General features: G+C 72.2%; 12 protein-coding genes, 1 pseudogene and 1 riboswitch. Of the genes and pseudogenes, 9 read left to right on the top strand and 4 right to left on the bottom strand.

All coding sequences use genetic code 11. The features are described 5' to 3' along the window. Positions 1-255: pseudogene (locus ACZ7FF_RS43765) on the bottom strand (DNA-directed RNA polymerase subunit alpha); the annotation flags it as partial. A gap of 619 nt (positions 256-874) precedes the next feature. Between ACZ7FF_RS43765 and ACZ7FF_RS43760 the strand changes: the two are divergent. The 6 genes from ACZ7FF_RS43760 (at position 875) to ACZ7FF_RS43735 (ending at position 10215) form a co-directional block, all read left to right on the top strand. Then, positions 875-1348, top strand: coding sequence for a hypothetical protein (locus ACZ7FF_RS43760; RefSeq protein ID WP_470820210.1), 474 nt, complete (start codon positions 875-877; stop codon positions 1346-1348). Positions 1349-1446: 98 nt separating this feature from the next. Next, positions 1447-1644, top strand: a complete 198-nt coding sequence (locus ACZ7FF_RS43755; protein WP_470820208.1) for a hypothetical protein — start codon at positions 1447-1449, stop codon at positions 1642-1644. A 94-nt stretch (positions 1645-1738) separates the two neighbouring features. Further along, on the top strand, positions 1739-2098 hold the full coding sequence (locus ACZ7FF_RS43750) for a LytR C-terminal domain-containing protein (protein ID WP_470820206.1): 360 nt from the start codon (positions 1739-1741) through the stop codon (positions 2096-2098). Between the two features lie 336 nt (positions 2099-2434). Beyond that, positions 2435-6394: a Pls/PosA family non-ribosomal peptide synthetase gene (locus tag ACZ7FF_RS43745; RefSeq protein ID WP_470820205.1), complete on the top strand. Its 3960-nt coding sequence runs from the start codon at positions 2435-2437 to the stop codon at positions 6392-6394. Then, positions 6391-7812 carry a M1 family metallopeptidase gene (locus tag ACZ7FF_RS43740; RefSeq protein WP_470820203.1) on the top strand — a complete coding sequence of 474 codons (1422 nt, stop codon included), beginning with the start codon at positions 6391-6393 and terminating at the stop codon, positions 7810-7812. Before ACZ7FF_RS43745 ends, ACZ7FF_RS43740 begins: the two co-directional genes overlap by 4 nt. 198 nt (positions 7813-8010) lie before the next feature. Beyond that, positions 8011-10215 (top strand): protein kinase domain-containing protein, encoded by a 2205-nt coding sequence (locus ACZ7FF_RS43735; RefSeq protein ID WP_470820201.1) that lies wholly within the window; start codon positions 8011-8013, stop codon positions 10213-10215. Positions 10216-10324: 109 nt separating this feature from the next. Here ACZ7FF_RS43735 and ACZ7FF_RS43730 read toward each other — a convergent pair whose 3' ends face one another. Further along, complete coding sequence (locus ACZ7FF_RS43730) at positions 10325-10729, bottom strand: nuclear transport factor 2 family protein (RefSeq protein WP_470820199.1); 405 nt, start codon at positions 10727-10729, stop codon at positions 10325-10327. Positions 10730-10880: 151 nt separating this feature from the next. Beyond that, positions 10881-11825 (bottom strand): aldo/keto reductase, encoded by a 945-nt coding sequence (locus ACZ7FF_RS43725; RefSeq protein WP_470820198.1) that lies wholly within the window; start codon positions 11823-11825, stop codon positions 10881-10883. A 78-nt stretch (positions 11826-11903) separates the two neighbouring features. Here ACZ7FF_RS43725 and ACZ7FF_RS43720 point away from each other — a divergent pair, with 78 nt between their 5' ends. After that, positions 11904-12509: a TetR/AcrR family transcriptional regulator gene (locus ACZ7FF_RS43720; RefSeq protein WP_470820197.1), complete on the top strand. Its 606-nt coding sequence runs from the start codon at positions 11904-11906 to the stop codon at positions 12507-12509. Positions 12510-12911: 402 nt separating this feature from the next. After that, a complete protein-coding gene (locus ACZ7FF_RS43715; RefSeq protein WP_190016681.1) occupies positions 12912-13118 on the top strand; it encodes a cold-shock protein in 207 nt (68 codons plus the stop codon). Positions 13119-13399: 281 nt separating this feature from the next. On the opposite strand, the gene ACZ7FF_RS43710 is transcribed toward ACZ7FF_RS43715, so the two are convergent. Continuing rightward, on the bottom strand, positions 13400-14800 hold the full coding sequence (locus ACZ7FF_RS43710; protein ID WP_470820195.1) for a purine-cytosine permease family protein: 1401 nt from the start codon (positions 14798-14800) through the stop codon (positions 13400-13402). Next, positions 14790-14885: riboswitch (TPP riboswitch) on the bottom strand. (Overlaps the previous gene by 11 nt.) Before the next feature lie 264 nt (positions 14886-15149). Here ACZ7FF_RS43710 and ACZ7FF_RS43705 point away from each other — a divergent pair. Beyond that, the gene (locus ACZ7FF_RS43705; protein WP_470820193.1) at positions 15150-15647 is read left to right on the top strand and encodes a peptidylprolyl isomerase; all 498 of its coding nucleotides are present in this window, start codon (positions 15150-15152) and stop codon (positions 15645-15647) included. The last annotated feature ends 379 nt before the right edge of the window (positions 15648-16026 follow it).

Genomic DNA, 16026 nt, shown 5'->3' with positions numbered 1-16026 from the left:
GACGACCAGCTGCTTGATGTTGAGGATCAGGTCGGTGACGTCCTCCTTGACGCCCGGCACGGTGGTGAACTCGTGCAGCACGCCGTCGATCCGGACGCTGGTGACAGCGGCACCGGGGATCGAGGACAGGAGGGTACGACGGAGGGAGTTGCCGAGGGTGTAGCCGAAGCCCGGCTCCAGCGGCTCGATCACGAACCGTGACCGGAACTCGTCGACGACCTCTTCGGTCAGAGATGGACGCTGAGCAATCAGCACGTGGTATTCCCTCCGGTGTTTGGCGCCCGCTATTTGACGCCGTAGACACCACGAAGGGTACGGGTAGTGCGCCGTTCTATGAAACCGAACCGCCCGGCCGCGCCGTCCGCCAGCCGGACAGCGGGCCGGCAGGCCCGGTTCTCGCGTCGCCCGGACGTCGACATCCAGGGCGTCGGCCGCGTGTTCGCAGGGCAGTCGTACCGCCGGCGTCGTGGGCCGCGGTGGGGCACTCCTACGGCCGATGACCTCGCGCGCCGGCGGTTCCCGTACGCCGGAATCTCGGCCCGGTCCGCGGTGGCGGCAGCGGCCGGGGCTATCAGGAACCGCTGACCCGACCGAGTCGGAGCCGACGGCTGACGAGGCGGTCCTTCCGCGGTGTGACGGGCTCCTCCGCCCTGCGGGGGAGCCGGATTCGTTCGGCCGCGGGATCCGGCCGGGCCGCCCTCGCTGCGATCTTCGGTACGGGACGGACCCGCCGGGCCCACCGAGACCGAGGAGCCCGCATGGCCGAGCACCCCCGGCACGCCAGGCTGCCCCCGGTCGGCTGCGCACCGTCTGGCGGGCCGCGCACGAACCCGTCGAAGGTGTCTCCCCGAGGATCCGGCGCGTCGCCCTGGCCGTGCCGCTGACCGTGCTGCCGTCCGGTCTGTGGCGGCTGCCCGCGGCGTTCGGCGGCGGCATCGGCATCGGTGGACGGGCCTACACCGTCTCTCTGTCGGTGGTGTCCGAGGCCGCCGCGTTCACCGCGTTCGGGCTGATCGCCCGGTGGGGCGAGGCCTTCCCGGGATGGGCGCCTCTCCTGCGCGGCCGACGGGTCCCGGTGAGTGCCGCCGTGATTCCGGCCGCGCTCGGCGCCGCCGTGCTGACCCTGCTGTGGACGGTGCTCACCCTCATCACCCAGATCACGGGCAGGACGGTCAGGGGCGGCAAGCTGCCCGACGACTTCGCCAGCCGGGTCGGCGGCTGGGAGGCCGCCTCCTTCTACGTCTGCTACACGCCCCTGATCCTGTGGGGCCCCCTGCTGGCGGTGGTCACGGTCGCCTACGCGCGCCGCAGGGGCGCGGAGAAAGAGATTGCTCGCTTGCGTTACTGAGCAACTATCAGGGACGTTTCCCCGTCTCACTGGTAGCGGTCGGGGTGACGCTCGCAACGAGCCCGTCCCCCCGCGTCGGAATGAGTGAGAGCGGGCGCATGAGCCAACAGCAGGAACGCGTCGTCGGCGCGCAGGGGCGGGTGGTCCCGCAGGGCCGACCCGTCGTCCTGGTCAGCAGCCGGCACGTCCTCGACTTCGCGCAGCAGGCCCCGGACCTCACCGGTGGAAACGTCGTGTTCCACACCCTGCCCATCGAGGGTTTCGGCATCCGCAATCGTGAGGACGTCACCTGGTGAATCCGGCGGAGATCAAGTCGATCGTGCAGCAGGCATTCGGCCGGACCGCTTCCGCGCCCCCGACGGCAGGCAGCGCTTCGGCCGCCCCGCCACGGTGGACGTCGTCAACGGCGACGGCGCCCCCGGCCTCGCCTCCGGCACGCTGGCGGCACTGGTGAAACTCGGATACACGGCCGGCACGACGGGCAACTCCGCTCCGCAGGCGGAGACGACCGTCCGCTACGGCTCCGGGGCACAGCAGGCGGCCCAGCAGATCGCCGGCCGGCTGCACGCCGGCAACGCCGTGTCCAGTAGCGCCGTACCCGCAGGTCATGTCGTCGTCGTCCTCGGCACGGACCGGACACACCTCGCTCGGCAGGCTCCCGGCCCGAGCCCGAGTGCCTCCGCGCCGGACGCGGTGGCGGCGGACTCCGGACCGGCCGTGAAGGCGGGCGGCGTGCCCTGCGTCAACTGAGCCACCGGCGGCGTCACGGGGCGACGGTGGCACCCGCTCAGCCCGACACCGAAGAACGCAAGAAATCGGTATGCGAATGCTCCTGATTATTAAAGAGCGGGAGTTGCCGTCCGCCCCACACGCCTTTTTCGGACACGCGATTCTTACCTTTCAATGCAGTGACCTACGTCGCAGTGCGGGACTCAGCGCCCTTGGTTTGGAGTTGACCAATTTCCCCCCATGGAGAGGTCGTGAATCAATTGCACCGAGTTGGTGAACGTACCCCGAGGTGAAGGTCATCTGACAGTCCGTAAAGGGCTTTGAAGCCCGTCGGTATGGAAATCCAGAGGCACCACCTTGACATCGACCGCGCTCGATACGTCATCCCCCATCCCCGAGGACCCCGGAACCCGGGCCCTCTTCCGCTCCGCGCCGGCCGCGCCGCCACGCACCCTCATCGACGTCCTGCACGCGACCGCCGCCCTGCACCCGGACGCACCCGCGCTCGACACCGGCACCGAGGTGCTGTCGTACCGTCAGATGTGCGCCGCCACCCACGGACGCGCACAGCGGCTCACCGAGCGGGGAATCGGCCCCGGTGACCGCGTGGGCATACGCGTGCCGTCGGGCAGCGCCGAGCTGTACCTGTCGATCCTCGCCGTCCTGCACTGCGGCGCCGCCTACGTCCCGGTCGACGCCGACGACCCGGAGGAGCGCGCCGCGACCGTGTTCCACGAGGCCGGCGTCTGCCACGTACTGGGGCCGCACCCGCATCCCGCCGACCCGGTCCCGCCCTCCGGAGCGGCGACGGGTTCCGCGCCCACACCGGGGGACGACGCCTGGGTCATCTTCACGTCAGGCTCCACGGGCGCGCCCAAGGGCGTGGCCGTCTCCCACCGGTCCGCCGCCGCCTTCGTCGACGCCGAGGCCTCGCTCTTCCTGCGCGACCAGCCGCTCGGCCCCGGCGACCGCGTCCTCGCGGGCCTCTCGGTCGCCTTCGACGCCTCCTGCGAGGAGATGTGGCTGGCGTGGGGCTCCGGCGCCTGCCTGGTACCGGCCGAACGGTCCCTGGTGCGAGCCGGACACGAACTCGGCCCGTGGCTCGACGCCCGTGGCATCACCGTCGTCTCCACCGTCCCCACCCTGCTGGCGATGTGGCCCGAAGAGGCGTTGCGGCGGATACGGCTGCTCATCCTGGGCGGGGAGGCCTGCCCTCCCGGCCTCGTCGAACGGTTCGCCCGGCCCGAACGGGAGATGTGGAACACCTACGGGCCGACGGAGACCACGGTCGTGGCCTGCGCCGCCCCGCTCCGGCCCGCTCAGCCGGTGCGCATCGGACTGCCGCTCGCCGGCTGGGAGTTGGCGGTGGTGGACGAGGCCGGCGAACCGGTCTCCTACGGCGAGCAGGGCGAACTGGTCATCGCCGGCGCCGGAACCGCACGCTACCTCGACCCCGTGAAGGACGCCGAACGCTTCCGGCCGTGCCCGGCGCTGGACTCGCCACGCGCCTACCGGTCGGGCGACCTGGTGCGCGCCGACGCCGAGGGACTGGTGTTCCTCGGACGCGCCGACGACCAGGTCAAGCTCGGCGGACGCCGGGTCGAACTCGGCGAGATCGACACGGCCCTGCTCGCCCTGCCCGGTGTGCGCGGGGCGGCCGCGGCCGTGCAGTCCACCGTGGCGGGCACGCAGGTACTGGTCGGCTACGTCGTCCCGCAGCGGACCGCCGACGGACACTCCGCCTTCGACGCCGACAAGACCAGGGCACTGCTGGCCGAGCGGCTGCCCGCACCGCTGGTACCCGTACTGGCCGAGGTGGCGGACCTGCCCACACGCGCCTCCGGGAAGGTCGACCGCAAGGCGCTGCCCTGGCCGGTCCCCCTGGCCGGCGCCGGACTCGGCGGCGATGCGGACCACCGGCTGCACGGGACGGCCGCCCGGCTGGCGGACGTGTGGGAACAGCTGCTGGGCCTGCGGCCCGGCCCGGACAGCGACTTCGTGGAGCTGGGCGGCACCAGCCTGACGGCCGCCCGGATGGCCTCGATCCTGCGCGATGACCACCCGGGGCTCTCGGTCGCCGACCTCTACCGGCACCCGGTGCTGCGGAGCATGGCCGACCACCTCGACTCCCTGGTCGGCGCCGCCGAGGAGGCACGCCCCGCGCGGCCGGTGCCCCGGCGGACCTCCGTGGTGCAGTTCCTCGTGACCGTGGCCGGCTACGGCGTCACCGGGCTGCGGGGACTGGTCGGCCTGGCGGCGGCGGACAACGTGCTCGGCTGGATCGCACCCCACCGGTGGGCGCCGCACACGTCCTGGTGGCTGGTCCTCGCGGGATGGGTGGTGCTCTTCAGCGCACCCCTGCGCTGCCTGATCGGAGCCGTCCTCGCCCGAACGCTCGCCGGCCCGGTCACCCCGGGCGCGCACCCGCGCGGCGGAGCCGTCCATCTGCGCCTGTGGAGCGCGGAACGGGCGGTCGCGGCGTTCGGCGTACCCTCCCTGCTGGGCACCCCGTGGGCCACGGCGTACGCCCGGATCCTGGGCTGCCGTACCGGACGAGACGTAGGGCTGCACGCCATGCCGCCGGTGACCGGCCTGGCCGAGCTGGGCGACGGGTGCAGCGTCGAACCGGGGGCGGACATCGCCGGCTGGTGGCTCGACGGCGACACACTGCACGTCGGCGCGATCGCCGTCGGCGCGGGCGCCCGGGTGGGCCACCGCAGCACGCTGCTGCCGGGCGCGGCCCTCGGGCGCGACGCGGAACTGTCCGCCGGTGGCTGCCTGGACGGCCGGATCCCCGACGGCCAGATGTGGACCGGCTCCCCGGCCAGGCCCGCCGGACCCGCCGAACGCCTCGCGGGCGCCGGCTGGCCCGCCCCGCCGGCGGACCGCCGACGCCGCTGGCACGTGGCCTACGCCCTCGCCCTCACCCTGCTGCCGCTGCTGTCCCTGCTGGCCGCCGCCCCCGCGCTGGTCGTCACCTGGCTGCTGGTGCGCGGCACGCCGACGCTCTCCGGGGCGGCCGTCCGACTGCTCGTCGCGGCACCGCTGTTCGCGGTGCTGACCACCCTGTGCGGAACGCTGACCACCGTGCTCGCCGTGCGCCTGCTGAACCGCGCGATCAAGCCGGGCCTGCACCGCGCGGACGGGGGCGTCGCCTGGCGGGCCTGGCTGGTGACACGACTGCTCGACGGCGCCCGCGGGGGCTTCTTCCCGCTCTACGCGAGCCTGGCCACACCGCACTGGCTGCGCCTGCTCGGCGCGCGCGTCGGACACGGCACGGAGATCTCGACCGTACTGCCGCTGCCGTCCCTGCTCCAGGTCGAGGACGGGGCGTTCCTCGCGGACGACACCCTTGTCGCGCCGTTCGAACTGCGCGGCGGATGGATGCGGTTGGGGACCGTGCGCATCGGCAGGCGCGCCTTCGTCGGCAACTCCGGCATCGTCGGACCCGGCCGCGACGTCCCCGACCAGGCCCTGATCGGCGTGCTGTCCGACGCACCGGCACACGTCGAACCCGGGAGCTCCTGGATCGGACGGCCCTCGATGCCACTGCCGCGCACCGCCGGCGCCGCCGACCCGGCCCGCACGTTCGCCCCGCCCAGGCGGCTGGTGGCGGCCCGCGCGGCCGTCGAGATGTGCCGCGTCCTGCCCGTGGTCACCGGCACCCTGCTGGCCGAGGGCCTGCTGCTGGCCCAGCAGGACGCCCTGGATCTCGGCGGGCTGCCCCTGGCGGCACTCACGGGCGTTCCGCTGCTCCTGGCCGCGTTCCTGGTGGCCTCCCTGACCACGACGGCCGCCAAGTGGCTGCTCGTCGGCCGCTTCCGGGCAGTGGAGCGGCCTCTGTGGTCCTCGTTCGTGTGGCGCAACGAACTGTTCGACACGTTCGTGGAAGTGCTGGCCGTTCCCTGGGGAATCGGGGCGCACCTCGGCACGCCCGTGGTGAACTGGTGGCTGCGCAGCCTCGGCGCACGCATCGGGCGCGGCGTGTGGTGCGACACGTACTGGTTGCCGGAGACGGACCTGGTCAGCATCGGCGACGGCGGCACCGTCAACCGCGGATGCGTGCTGCAGACCCATCTCTTCCACGACCGGATCATGAGGATGGACACCGTGCACCTCGCCGCCGGAGCCTCGTTGGGCCCGCACAGCATCGCCCTGCCCGGCACCGCGATCGGCACCGGCGCGTCCATCGCCGCGGCCTCACTCGTGATGCGCGGCGAAACGGTGCCCGAGGGCACCCGCTGGGCCGGCAACCCCATCGCCGGCGTCCCCTCGGCCGCCGCCCCCGCCCGACTCGCCGGAATCGAGGCGCCATGACGTGGTGCAGCCGTCGCGCACTGGTCCGCGGCGCGGCGCTCGCCCCGCTGGCGGTGGCGGCGGCGGACGGGCTCCCGCGTCCGGCCGAACGCTACTTCGCGGACCACGGAACCCACGACCACCGCACCCTCGCCTACGACCTGCACCTGGCCTACGACCCGGCCGCCGGCACGCTGGACGGCCGGGCGCACATCCACGCGGTGGCCCGGCGCGGGCTGCGGGAGATCCGGCTCGACCTCGCCGGACTGACCGTCCGGGAGGCACTGGTCGACGGGGCCGCCGTACCGCCCGGCCGGAAAGGGCACAAAGTGCTCCTGCCCGCGCCGCGCCCGATTCCGGCGGGCACCCCGTTCACGCTGGAGATCGGCTACGGCGGCCGGCCCGGCCCGCTCGGCACGCCGTTCGGGCAGATCGGCTGGGACCGCACGGGAGACGCGCACGACGGGACGCTGGTGGCCGCACAGCCGCTCGGCGCCCCGTCGTGGTTCCCCTGCAACGACCGCCCCGACGACAAGGCCGAGTTCACCTTCCGGGTGACCCTGCCCCGTGGCTATCAGGCCCTCGCGAACGGAACGCTCCAGGAGCACAGCAGCGCGGCATCCACCGAGTCCTGGACCTACCACCACCCGGGCCCCATGGCCCCGTATCTCGCCGCGCTGTACACCGGCCGCTTCGCCCACGACACCTGGCAGGCCAAGGACGGTACGACCGGCCGCGGGTTCACCGGGCGCAACGCCTACCCCGCCCGGCTCTCCGACCGGGCCCGACACGATCTGGGCCGCCAGCCGCAGATGTTCGAGGCGTTCACCCGCTGGTTCGGGCCGTACCCCTTCGAGACGTACGGGGCCGTCGTCGTCGACGCCGACCTGGACCAGCCGGTGGAGAACCAGACGGCGTCCGTCTTCGGCCGCAACCACGTCGACGGCGAACGCACCTGGGAGACGCTCGTCGCCCACGAACTCGTCCACCAGTGGTACGGCAACAGCGTGAGCCTGCGGGACTGGCGGGACATCTGGCTCAACGAGGGTTTCGCCACCTACGGCGAGTGGCTGTGGTCGGAGCAGATCGGCGAGGACTCCGCCGACACCATCGCCAGGGCGGCCCGGAACAGGCTCGCCGAGCAGCCCAAGGGCCTGCGCCTCGCCGACCCCGGGCCCGACCGCATCTTCGACGACCGCGTCTACAACCGAGGCGCCTGCACGCTCCACGCGCTGCGCCTGACGACGGGCGACGAACGGTTCTTCGCGATGCTGCGCGGCTGGCACCACGGCAACAGGGGCGGGAGCGCCGACACGGCCGCCTTCATCGCCCACGCCGGCCGCTCCACACCGACGGCGGTGCAACCCCTGCTGCACGCCTGGCTGTACGACACCGCCGTGCCACCCATGCCCCCGCCCCCGAGGAGCCCGCGGATCTGAGCCCGGCGGTCCGACAGGGGCGCCTGGACCAGGAGTCATCCCTGGACAGGCGCCCCTGCGCCCGAGAGCGTGGAGCCGGTGTGACGCTTCCGTGAAGGGTGGCTGGATCATGGAATCCAGGGTTTCGGGGCTCGGCACCGACGCCTCCCGCTTCCGTATGCTGACGCAGCGAACTGCGGGATGACTGAGGGGGTACGCGTGCCTCTGCACAGGGGCGACCCGAGATCCGTCGGCGGCTACAAGCTGGTCGACCGGCTCGGCGCCGGCGGCATGGGCATGGTCTACCGGGGCAGGTCGCGCTCCGGTCGCGAGGTCGCCGTCAAGGTCGTGCACGCCGAGTACGCCGAGGACCCCGTCTTCCGGGCCCGTTTCCGGCAGGAGGTCGAGGCGGCCCGCCGGGTGAGCGGCGCCTTCACCGCGGCCGTCGTGGACGCCGATCCGGAGGCCGCGCCCCCCTGGATGGCCACGCAGTACGTGCCCGGCCGATCGCTCGCCGCCCGCATCCGTGAGCAAGGCCCGCTGCACGTCGAAGAGTTACGGCCACTCGCGCTGGGCCTGGTCGAGGCGCTGGGGGACATCCACCGGGTCGGCGTGGTGCACCGGGACCTGAAACCGGCCAATGTCCTCATGGCCGAGGACGGTCCCCGCGTCATCGACTTCGGTATCTCGCGCGCCGCCTCGAGCCACCACACCCTCACCGAGACCGGGCAGGTCATCGGCACCCCGACGTTCATGTCCCCGGAACAGTTCACCGACGCCCGTACGGTCGGCCCCGCCTCGGACGTCTTCTCACTCGGCGCGATGCTGGTGTACTGCGTCACCGGCCGCGGCCCCTTCGACGCCGACAGCCCCTACCTGACCGGCTACCGGGTGGTCCACAACGACCCGGTCCTCGACGGGTTGACCGGAGGCGTGCGCGCGGTGCTGGCGCGCTGCCTGGCCAAGGACCCTGCCGACCGGCCCGAACTGGACGATCTGGTAAGGGAGTTCGCCGAGGCACTACCGGACCTCTCGATCGGCGGGCCGGGGACCTCGCGGCTGTCCACCACGTCACCCACCGCCCTGTCCCTCGACGGCCTCGCGACCGCCACCGGCCCCCGCCCGCGGTGGCGTCGGGCCCGGACGCTGCTGGCCGCGTCCGGCGTGCTGGCCGTGGCACTGACCGGTTACGTCCTGCTGGATCCGGGGAGCGAGGACGACACGGCACGGGCGAGCTCGACGGTCACCAGCCGCTGGGGCACGCTCCCCGCCGGCTGGAAGCCATGGCAGACCACCGCGTCCGCCGTCGCCGAGCGCGGAGTGAGGAAGGCGCCGGGGTACGAGGGCAACAGGGAGCTGGCCTGCGCACCGAGCGACGGCGCCCTCTACTGCGCCGGCAGCGCCCTCCTCCCGGAACGGATCGACGCCACCACAGGACGCACCCTCTGGCGCTCCGGCATCGCGCCCGCCGGCGTCCCGGCCGCCCGCTATGTCACGACCGTCCTCGGCACCTACGAGGACGTGGTGCTGGTGGAGCTGACGATCACGGGCGAGGACGGCACGGGACAGTCACAGGCCGTCCTCGGGCTGGACGCCGCGAGCGGCACGAAGCTGTGGTCCCACCCGGTGCGGACCGACAGCCTCGGCTCGGCCTACGCCGCCGGGGTGACGCTGACCCAGGAGGGCGACGGCAGCGCGGTGACCGTCCGCTCGGCGCACGACGGCACGGTACGCCGAAGCATCCCCCTGCCCACCGGGTACGACTGCTCGCCGCTCGCCGTGGACGACCGGCCCTACGTGGAATGCGCCACCCGGATGGAGGGCTCGCACGCCACGCGGTTCTTCGTCGTCGACCCTGCCGACGGCTCCGTGCGCACCCTGGTGTCCCCCGCCCAGCAGCGAAGCTTCGTCGGGATCCGGGACGGACAGCTGGTCTTCGTGGAGTCGGACAGCCGGCCGGTGGCCAACAGCCCCGACCTGATCTACACGCGGATCGTCCGCGTCGACCCGCGCGCCGCCAAGCGCTCGGTGACGGACCTGCCCGAGCACTACCGCGGGGGGATCCCCGCCCTGGCGCACGGGACGCTCTACTTCGCCACCTCCAGCGGCCTGGTCACGGCCGTCTCGGCGGTGACCGGAGCCCGGCTGTGGCAGCGTCATACGACGCTGGAGACACCGGGCGCGACATCGGTGGACCCGGCGGGGCGCACCGTGTACCTGGCCGGCGGGAGCGGCCGGGTCGCCGCCCTCGACGCGGCGCACGGCACCCTGCTGTGGGAGTCTTCGGCACGCGCGGAGGTGCTGGACAGCGGGCTCCTGCCCACCGTGTGGTTCAACAAGGGCGCCCTGGTGCTGGCGGCGTCCGACGGCACCCTCTTCACCCTCGACCCCGCACACCCCGGACGGAAACCCGTCCCGGCGTGAGCCGCCCCGGCCCGCCCGGCCAACGGCCGCGCCGGCCGTGGGCGCGACCGGAGGACCTACTCACCCGCAGGCTCGATCCCGAGACTGCTCACGCCGACAGCCTCGCGTGTCAGTTGTCGGCGATCGTCCGGCCCGGCATCGGCTCCGCGAGCGCCGCCCGCGAGTCGGGCGCGTCGAAGGGGTCGGCGAAGTACTGCGTCTCGTGCACCACGTGCTGGTCAGCGAATTCCATGATGCTCAACGAGTACGAAGGCACGCCGTCGTAGGTGATGATGCATTCGCTCACCCACAGATGCGCATGGCCGGTGATTCGCCGGATGGTGAAGTGCCGGTCGGCCGGGTGCCCGCCGCGCTGCGCCGAAATCGTCGCCCGCCCCCGGAACCGCTCGCCCGACTGCGGGTAGTCCAGGACCGCGTCCGTGGCGTAGATGGTGTGCTCGGCTTCGACGTCCCCGCGTTCCGAGGCCCGCCAGTGCTCCTCGATCGCGGCCCTGGTCAGGGAGTCAGCATCCATGGCACCGCCCTTCGTGACGGCGCCAGCCTAGGCACTCCGGGCCCCACCGGCCCGGCGCCGGGCGGACGTGAGCGGCCAAGTCCCCCCTTCGGCCGGACCGGAGAGCGGCGGCCCTCCGTCGGGGATTGCTGTCATCCGCCGGGCTTTGCCGTCAGAGGACGATGTTCCCGGAGCGTGACGGCACCGCGTCCAGCATGGCGAGCGTGTCCTCGTCGAGCGTGATCGTGCCGACGGCGACGTTGGCCTCGAGGTGGTCGGCGTTCGCGGTACCCGGGATGAGCAGCACGTTCGGGGAGTGATGGAGCAACCAGGCCAGGCCGACCTGAGAGGGGGAGTGGCCCAGCGACCGTGCGACGTCGGTGACGACCGGGTCCTCGGTCACCTTCGGCATGCCGGGGAAGGCACCGCCGAGGGGGAAGTACGGCACCCAGGCGACGCCCTCGGCGAGGCAGAGGCGAAGCATGTCCTCATCACCGCGCAGGACGAGGCTGTACGCGTTCTGCACACAGGCGAGCCCCACCGGCAGAGCCCGGCGCAACTCGTCGACGCCGACGTTGCTGATGCCGATCGTGCCGATCTTGCCCTCGTCGCGCAGGGCGGTCATCTCGGCCAACTGGTCGTCGAGGTCGACCAGTTGCTCGCCCTCGGCGCGCAGTCCGGGTCCGGTGCTCGCACGACGGAGGTTGACCAGGGGGATCTGGTCCAGTCCGAGGCTCGCGAGGTTGTCCTCGACGGCGGCGCGCAGTTCTTCGGGCCGCTGCGCGAGGCGCATCGGGTAGGGGCCGCCGGGATCGGGGGTGGCGCCCACCTTGCTGGCGATCAGGACGTCGTCGGCGGGACGGATCGCCTCGCGGATGACGCCGTTGACGAAGCCGTTCGCGTAGAACTGGGCGGTGTCGATGTGGTCGATGCCGAGCTCGACCGCGCGGCGCAGGATCGTGAGGGCGGTGTCGCGGTCGTCGCGGAGGCGTCCGAGCTGCATGGCTCCGTAGCCGATGCGGGAGACGGTACGGCCCGCGAACGAGCCGCCCCCTCCTGCCCGGAGGGTGACGTCGGCGGTGAACTCGGATGGTGGCGTGGAGGACGTCACAGGCATCCCCTCCCCGTGAGACGATGGGATAAACGGAGAATCCTCCGTTTCATCGACCGTAGCATTACCGGAGGACCCTCCGCTTTGCGTGCGACCGAACCGCCGCCCCCCGACCGTCCCGACGCGCCCGGCCCCGGCCGTCGGGCCCGTGCCGATGCCCTGCGCAACCGCGAGAAGCTGCTGACAGCCGCGCGCGCCTCCTTCGCCGCCGCCGACGGCACGGTCGCGCTGGAAGCCGTCGCACGAGAAGCCGGCGTCGGCATCGGCACGCTGTACCGGCACTTCCCCACCCGGGAAGCACTCGTCGAAGCGGTGTACGCCGCCGAACTGGACGATGTCGCCACGAGCGCGCACACGCTGCTGTCGGAGCTGCCGCCCCCGGCGGCGCTGCGGGCATGGATGGACCGCTACGCGGCGTTCGTCGCCGCCAAACGCACCATCATCGGCACCCTCCGAGCCGGCTGGGCCGCGGGCACCATCACCACACCGGCCACGCGGGAACGCCTCACCGCCGCTGTCGCCCCCATCCTCACGGCCGGAGCGCACGCGGGCTCCCTCCGCGCGGACATCGAGCCCGACGACGTCATCACCATGCTTCTCGGCGTCTTCCTCGCCACCGCCGCCGGCGACTCCCCGGACCGGACCGGCCGCCTGCTCGACCTGATCACCGACGCGCTCCGTTCCCCCTGACGCGAATCGGTGACCGGCCACCCAGGACCGTGCGGCGACGGCACAGACGCTGAGCCCGCCATTCACCCGAAGGGAAGAACCCGGCCGAGTCGTGAGCCCCCTCGGGTCCGGTATGCGCGCCGTGGCCGCCAGGCACACCTCAAGGGCGATCTGCCATGGGTGAAGGGCCCCGGGGGCGGATGACGGGGCCGCACCCGGGGCAGAAGTCATGCAGGTCGGCGGCCCGGTGGATCTGTTTCTCTCTGGCGTCGGCCGCATGCGGCGTGTAGCGTCATGGTGGTTGTCGTGGTTCGCCGTTCGTGCCCGTGCCGCCAGGTGCGGGCGTTTTGTTGTGACGGCGTGGCCAGGGCAATCAGTGCGGGTCTGCACGGTGTGGACCCGGCTCGACCGAGAGGTAAACGCATGGCCAGCGGGACCGTGAAGTGGTTCAACGCCGAAAAGGGCTTCGGCTTCATTCAGCAGGACGGCGGAGGCCCCGACGTCTTCGCGCACTACTCCAACATCAACTCTTCCGGCTTCCGTGAGCTGCAGGAAGGCCAGTCGGTGACCTTCGACGTCACGCAGGGCCAGAAGGGCCCGCAGGCGGAGAACATCACGGTCGTCGCCTGAGCCGACACCTGATCGGTGGCCCCCGGAGCCCTGGCGGCTCCAAGGGGCCGGTGCAACACGTGGTGAGTTGAACAAGCCGCGAGCAGTTCAGAAAGGCGCCCGGCTGGGGTTTCCCAGCCGGGCGCTTCGCATGGGCGGCCGTTGGGCCCGGCTACGACGGCGCCGAGGTCCTGAGGCGCGTACCGGGCGCTGCCATCGGGGAACCACCCGTGCGGCAGGCCGCCGGTGTTCACGTTCGACCCGCCCGCACGTGCCCCCTCCGCCGCACCTCCGGAGCGCGGTCAGGCCCGGCGTCGTACGCGCAACGGCGTGTAGACGAACAGGGCCGCGAGGAACGCCACGGGGTAGGCGAGGTCGGCGCCGTGCAGCGCGTGGGCGACCGGGCCCACGTACAGGCTGGTGCTCATGAACGGCACCGCGACGGCGAAACCGAGGAAGAACGCCGTGAGAGCGGGCCACCACGGCTGCGGTTGCGCCACCTCGGCCGGCAGGTCGACCGGGAGGCCGCCGCGCGCCCGCCTGCGGGCCACCCAGTCGACGATCACGATCGCGACGAACGCGGGGATCCAGTAGCCGACGAACAGCAGGACGTTCTGGAAGCGGGCGGTGGTGTCGGCTGCGTGCATCCACAACACGAGCGGGAAACCGAGCACCGCGGCGAACGCGGCGGCGACCGGCCGCGGCAGCCGCACGCCGACGGTCTGCAGCGCCAGCGATCCGCTGTAGTCGTTCATGGCGTTGCTGCACAGCGCCGCGAGAGCGACCGCGAGGAGTCCGAACGCGCCGAGCGCTCCGCCGCCGAGCAGCCGGTCCACACCGCGTGCGGTCTGGTCGGTGAACTGCGAGGCACCCCACAGGCCGAGCGCCTGCACCGCGACGAAGGACACGCCGACACCGAGCAGGGTGTACCAGAACATGCGCGGACGAGACGCCGTCCGCGGCAGGTAACGGCTGAAGTCGCTGGCGTACGGGGCCCACGAGAGGGCGAGACTCAAGGCGATGGTGCAGGTCAGCACGAACGCGCCCGCCCGGTCGGCGCCATGCACGGTCGCGGCCGTCGGGGGCTGGGTGCCGTGCACCAGCTTCACCGCCAGCGCGACGAGCGAGGCGGCGAGCGCGAAGGTCATCACCGTCTGCAGGCGGTGGATCGCCTCGTATCCGATCACGCCCAGCGCCCCCTGGGCCGCCAGCATCACCAGGACGCCCAACCAGAACGGCCAGCCGAACAGTTGGGCCAGCGCGTCCCCGCCGAACAGACCGATCAGCGCGTCCCAGGCGATCGACGACAGCCACTGCAGGGCGCCCGGCAGGGCGACGGCCCGCCCGAAGGCCAGCCTCGCCAGCGGCAGTTGGCCCGCCCCGGTCTGGCTGCCCCAGGTCCCCAGATAGGCGGTGGGCACCGCACCGACCAGGGTGCCGAGCACCACGGCGATCAGTGCGGTGGTGAAGTCCAGCCCGAGGGCCGCGCCGACGGTGCCGGTGAAGACGCCGGTCATCGTCAGGTTGGGGGCGAACCACACGGTGAACAGCCGCCGGGGGCTGCCGTAGCGAGCGTCCTCGGGCACCGGCGTGATGCCGCGCGCCTCCACCCGCAGATCCCCGGGGGCGGTCGGCATCCGGCCCTCGAAGACGCGCCGCGCCTCGGCTGCGGCCGCCTCTTCATGGGCATACGGCAACGACATATGACATCCCTCCGCCAGTCCTAACTGGTTCAGGTTCAACGGGTGTGATCTCAGCCCCCGTGCGGGGGCACCCCGTGTCCAGGTACGCCGGCCAGAATAGCCCGGACGAGTGACCGGTTCCCGCCGGGACGACGGGGAGGGTGGGTGGAACCTGGTGATCGTGCTCGCGACACGCCCGAGATGGCCCCTCCCAGAGCCGTCCGACCCCGCCCCGCGCGATGGATTCGCACCTGATGCGGCCGCATTCAGCCGTACGACCGGACCGCGCCCGGCGCTCAGCCCGCCGGGATGTCCGCTGACCGGCGCCCCGGTAGGCGATGGCGGCACCAGGAGTGACAGGATGAACCACATGAGCAACGTTTACTTCGACATCAGCATCAACGGCGCCCCCGCCGGCCGTATCGTCTTCAACCTCTTCGACAAGGTCGTTCCGAAGACCGCGCGCAACTTCCGTGAGCTGGCCACCGGCCAGAACGGCTACGGTTACGCCGGCTCGGGCTTCCACCGCGTCATCCCCCAGTTCATGCTGCAGGGCGGTGACTTCACCAACCACAACGGCACCGGTGGCAAGAGCATCTACGGCGAGAAGTTCGAGGACGAGAACTTCGAGCTGAAGCACGACCGCAAGTACCTGCTGTCGATGGCGAACGCCGGCCGCAACACCAACGGGTCGCAGTTCTTCATCACCACCGTCGTCACCCCCTGGCTCGACGGCAAGCACGTCGTCTTCGGTGAGGTCGTCGAGGGCCAGGAGCTCGTCGACCAGATCGAGGCCCTGGGCTCGCAGTCCGGCGCCGTCAAGGGCAAGGTCGAGATCGCGGCCTCCGGCGTCGTCGAAGGCAACTGATCCCGGCCTCTGGCCGGATTTGCCGTCACCGCGTACGCCGAGACGGCTGTGCACGAGCGGTCGAGCCGGAGTGGGCTGTGAATACGGCGGTCCGGCGCGGATGCGAATCCGCGCCGGACCGCCGTCGTGCGCCCTCCTGATGTTCGTCTCCGCCTCCTCTGACGGCCCCCTTCGGCCCTGTGGGCGTGATGCCTGCCATGCGAGCGGGATCACATCCTAGGGAGGGTCGTAGGAACGGAAGCCCCTGAAAAGGGCCGAACAAGCTTGATTGCCTTATTTCGGGTATTTCTCCGTAGGTGGGTAGTAGGTCACATCGTTGCGGCGGGTGTCGGCGGCCGCTAATCATGGCTGTCGTCGCCGCGGGCCGGTCATCGGGTCG

This window comes from Streptomyces sp. NPDC037126 (genome assembly GCF_055605965.1).
The sequence above is the reverse complement of the archived record's forward strand: the minus strand, read 5'-3'. Positions and strand labels throughout refer to the sequence as shown.

Excerpts from the sequence above, each read along its gene's own strand:
- ACZ7FF_RS43755 (WP_470820208.1), top strand. The coding sequence starts at position 1,447 with ATGAGCCAACAGCAGGAACGCGTCGTCGGCGCGCAGGGGCGGGTGGTC.
- ACZ7FF_RS43740 (WP_470820203.1), top strand. The coding sequence starts at position 6,391 with ATGACGTGGTGCAGCCGTCGCGCACTGGTCCGCGGCGCGGCGCTCGCC.
- ACZ7FF_RS43730 (WP_470820199.1), bottom strand. The coding sequence starts at position 10,729 with ATGGATGCTGACTCCCTGACCAGGGCCGCGATCGAGGAGCACTGGCGG.
- ACZ7FF_RS43725 (WP_470820198.1), bottom strand. The coding sequence starts at position 11,825 with ATGCCTGTGACGTCCTCCACGCCACCATCCGAGTTCACCGCCGACGTC.
- ACZ7FF_RS43715 (WP_190016681.1), top strand. The coding sequence starts at position 12,912 with ATGGCCAGCGGGACCGTGAAGTGGTTCAACGCCGAAAAGGGCTTCGGC.
- ACZ7FF_RS43710 (WP_470820195.1), bottom strand. The coding sequence starts at position 14,800 with ATGTCGTTGCCGTATGCCCATGAAGAGGCGGCCGCAGCCGAGGCGCGG.
- ACZ7FF_RS43705 (WP_470820193.1), top strand. The coding sequence starts at position 15,150 with ATGAGCAACGTTTACTTCGACATCAGCATCAACGGCGCCCCCGCCGGC.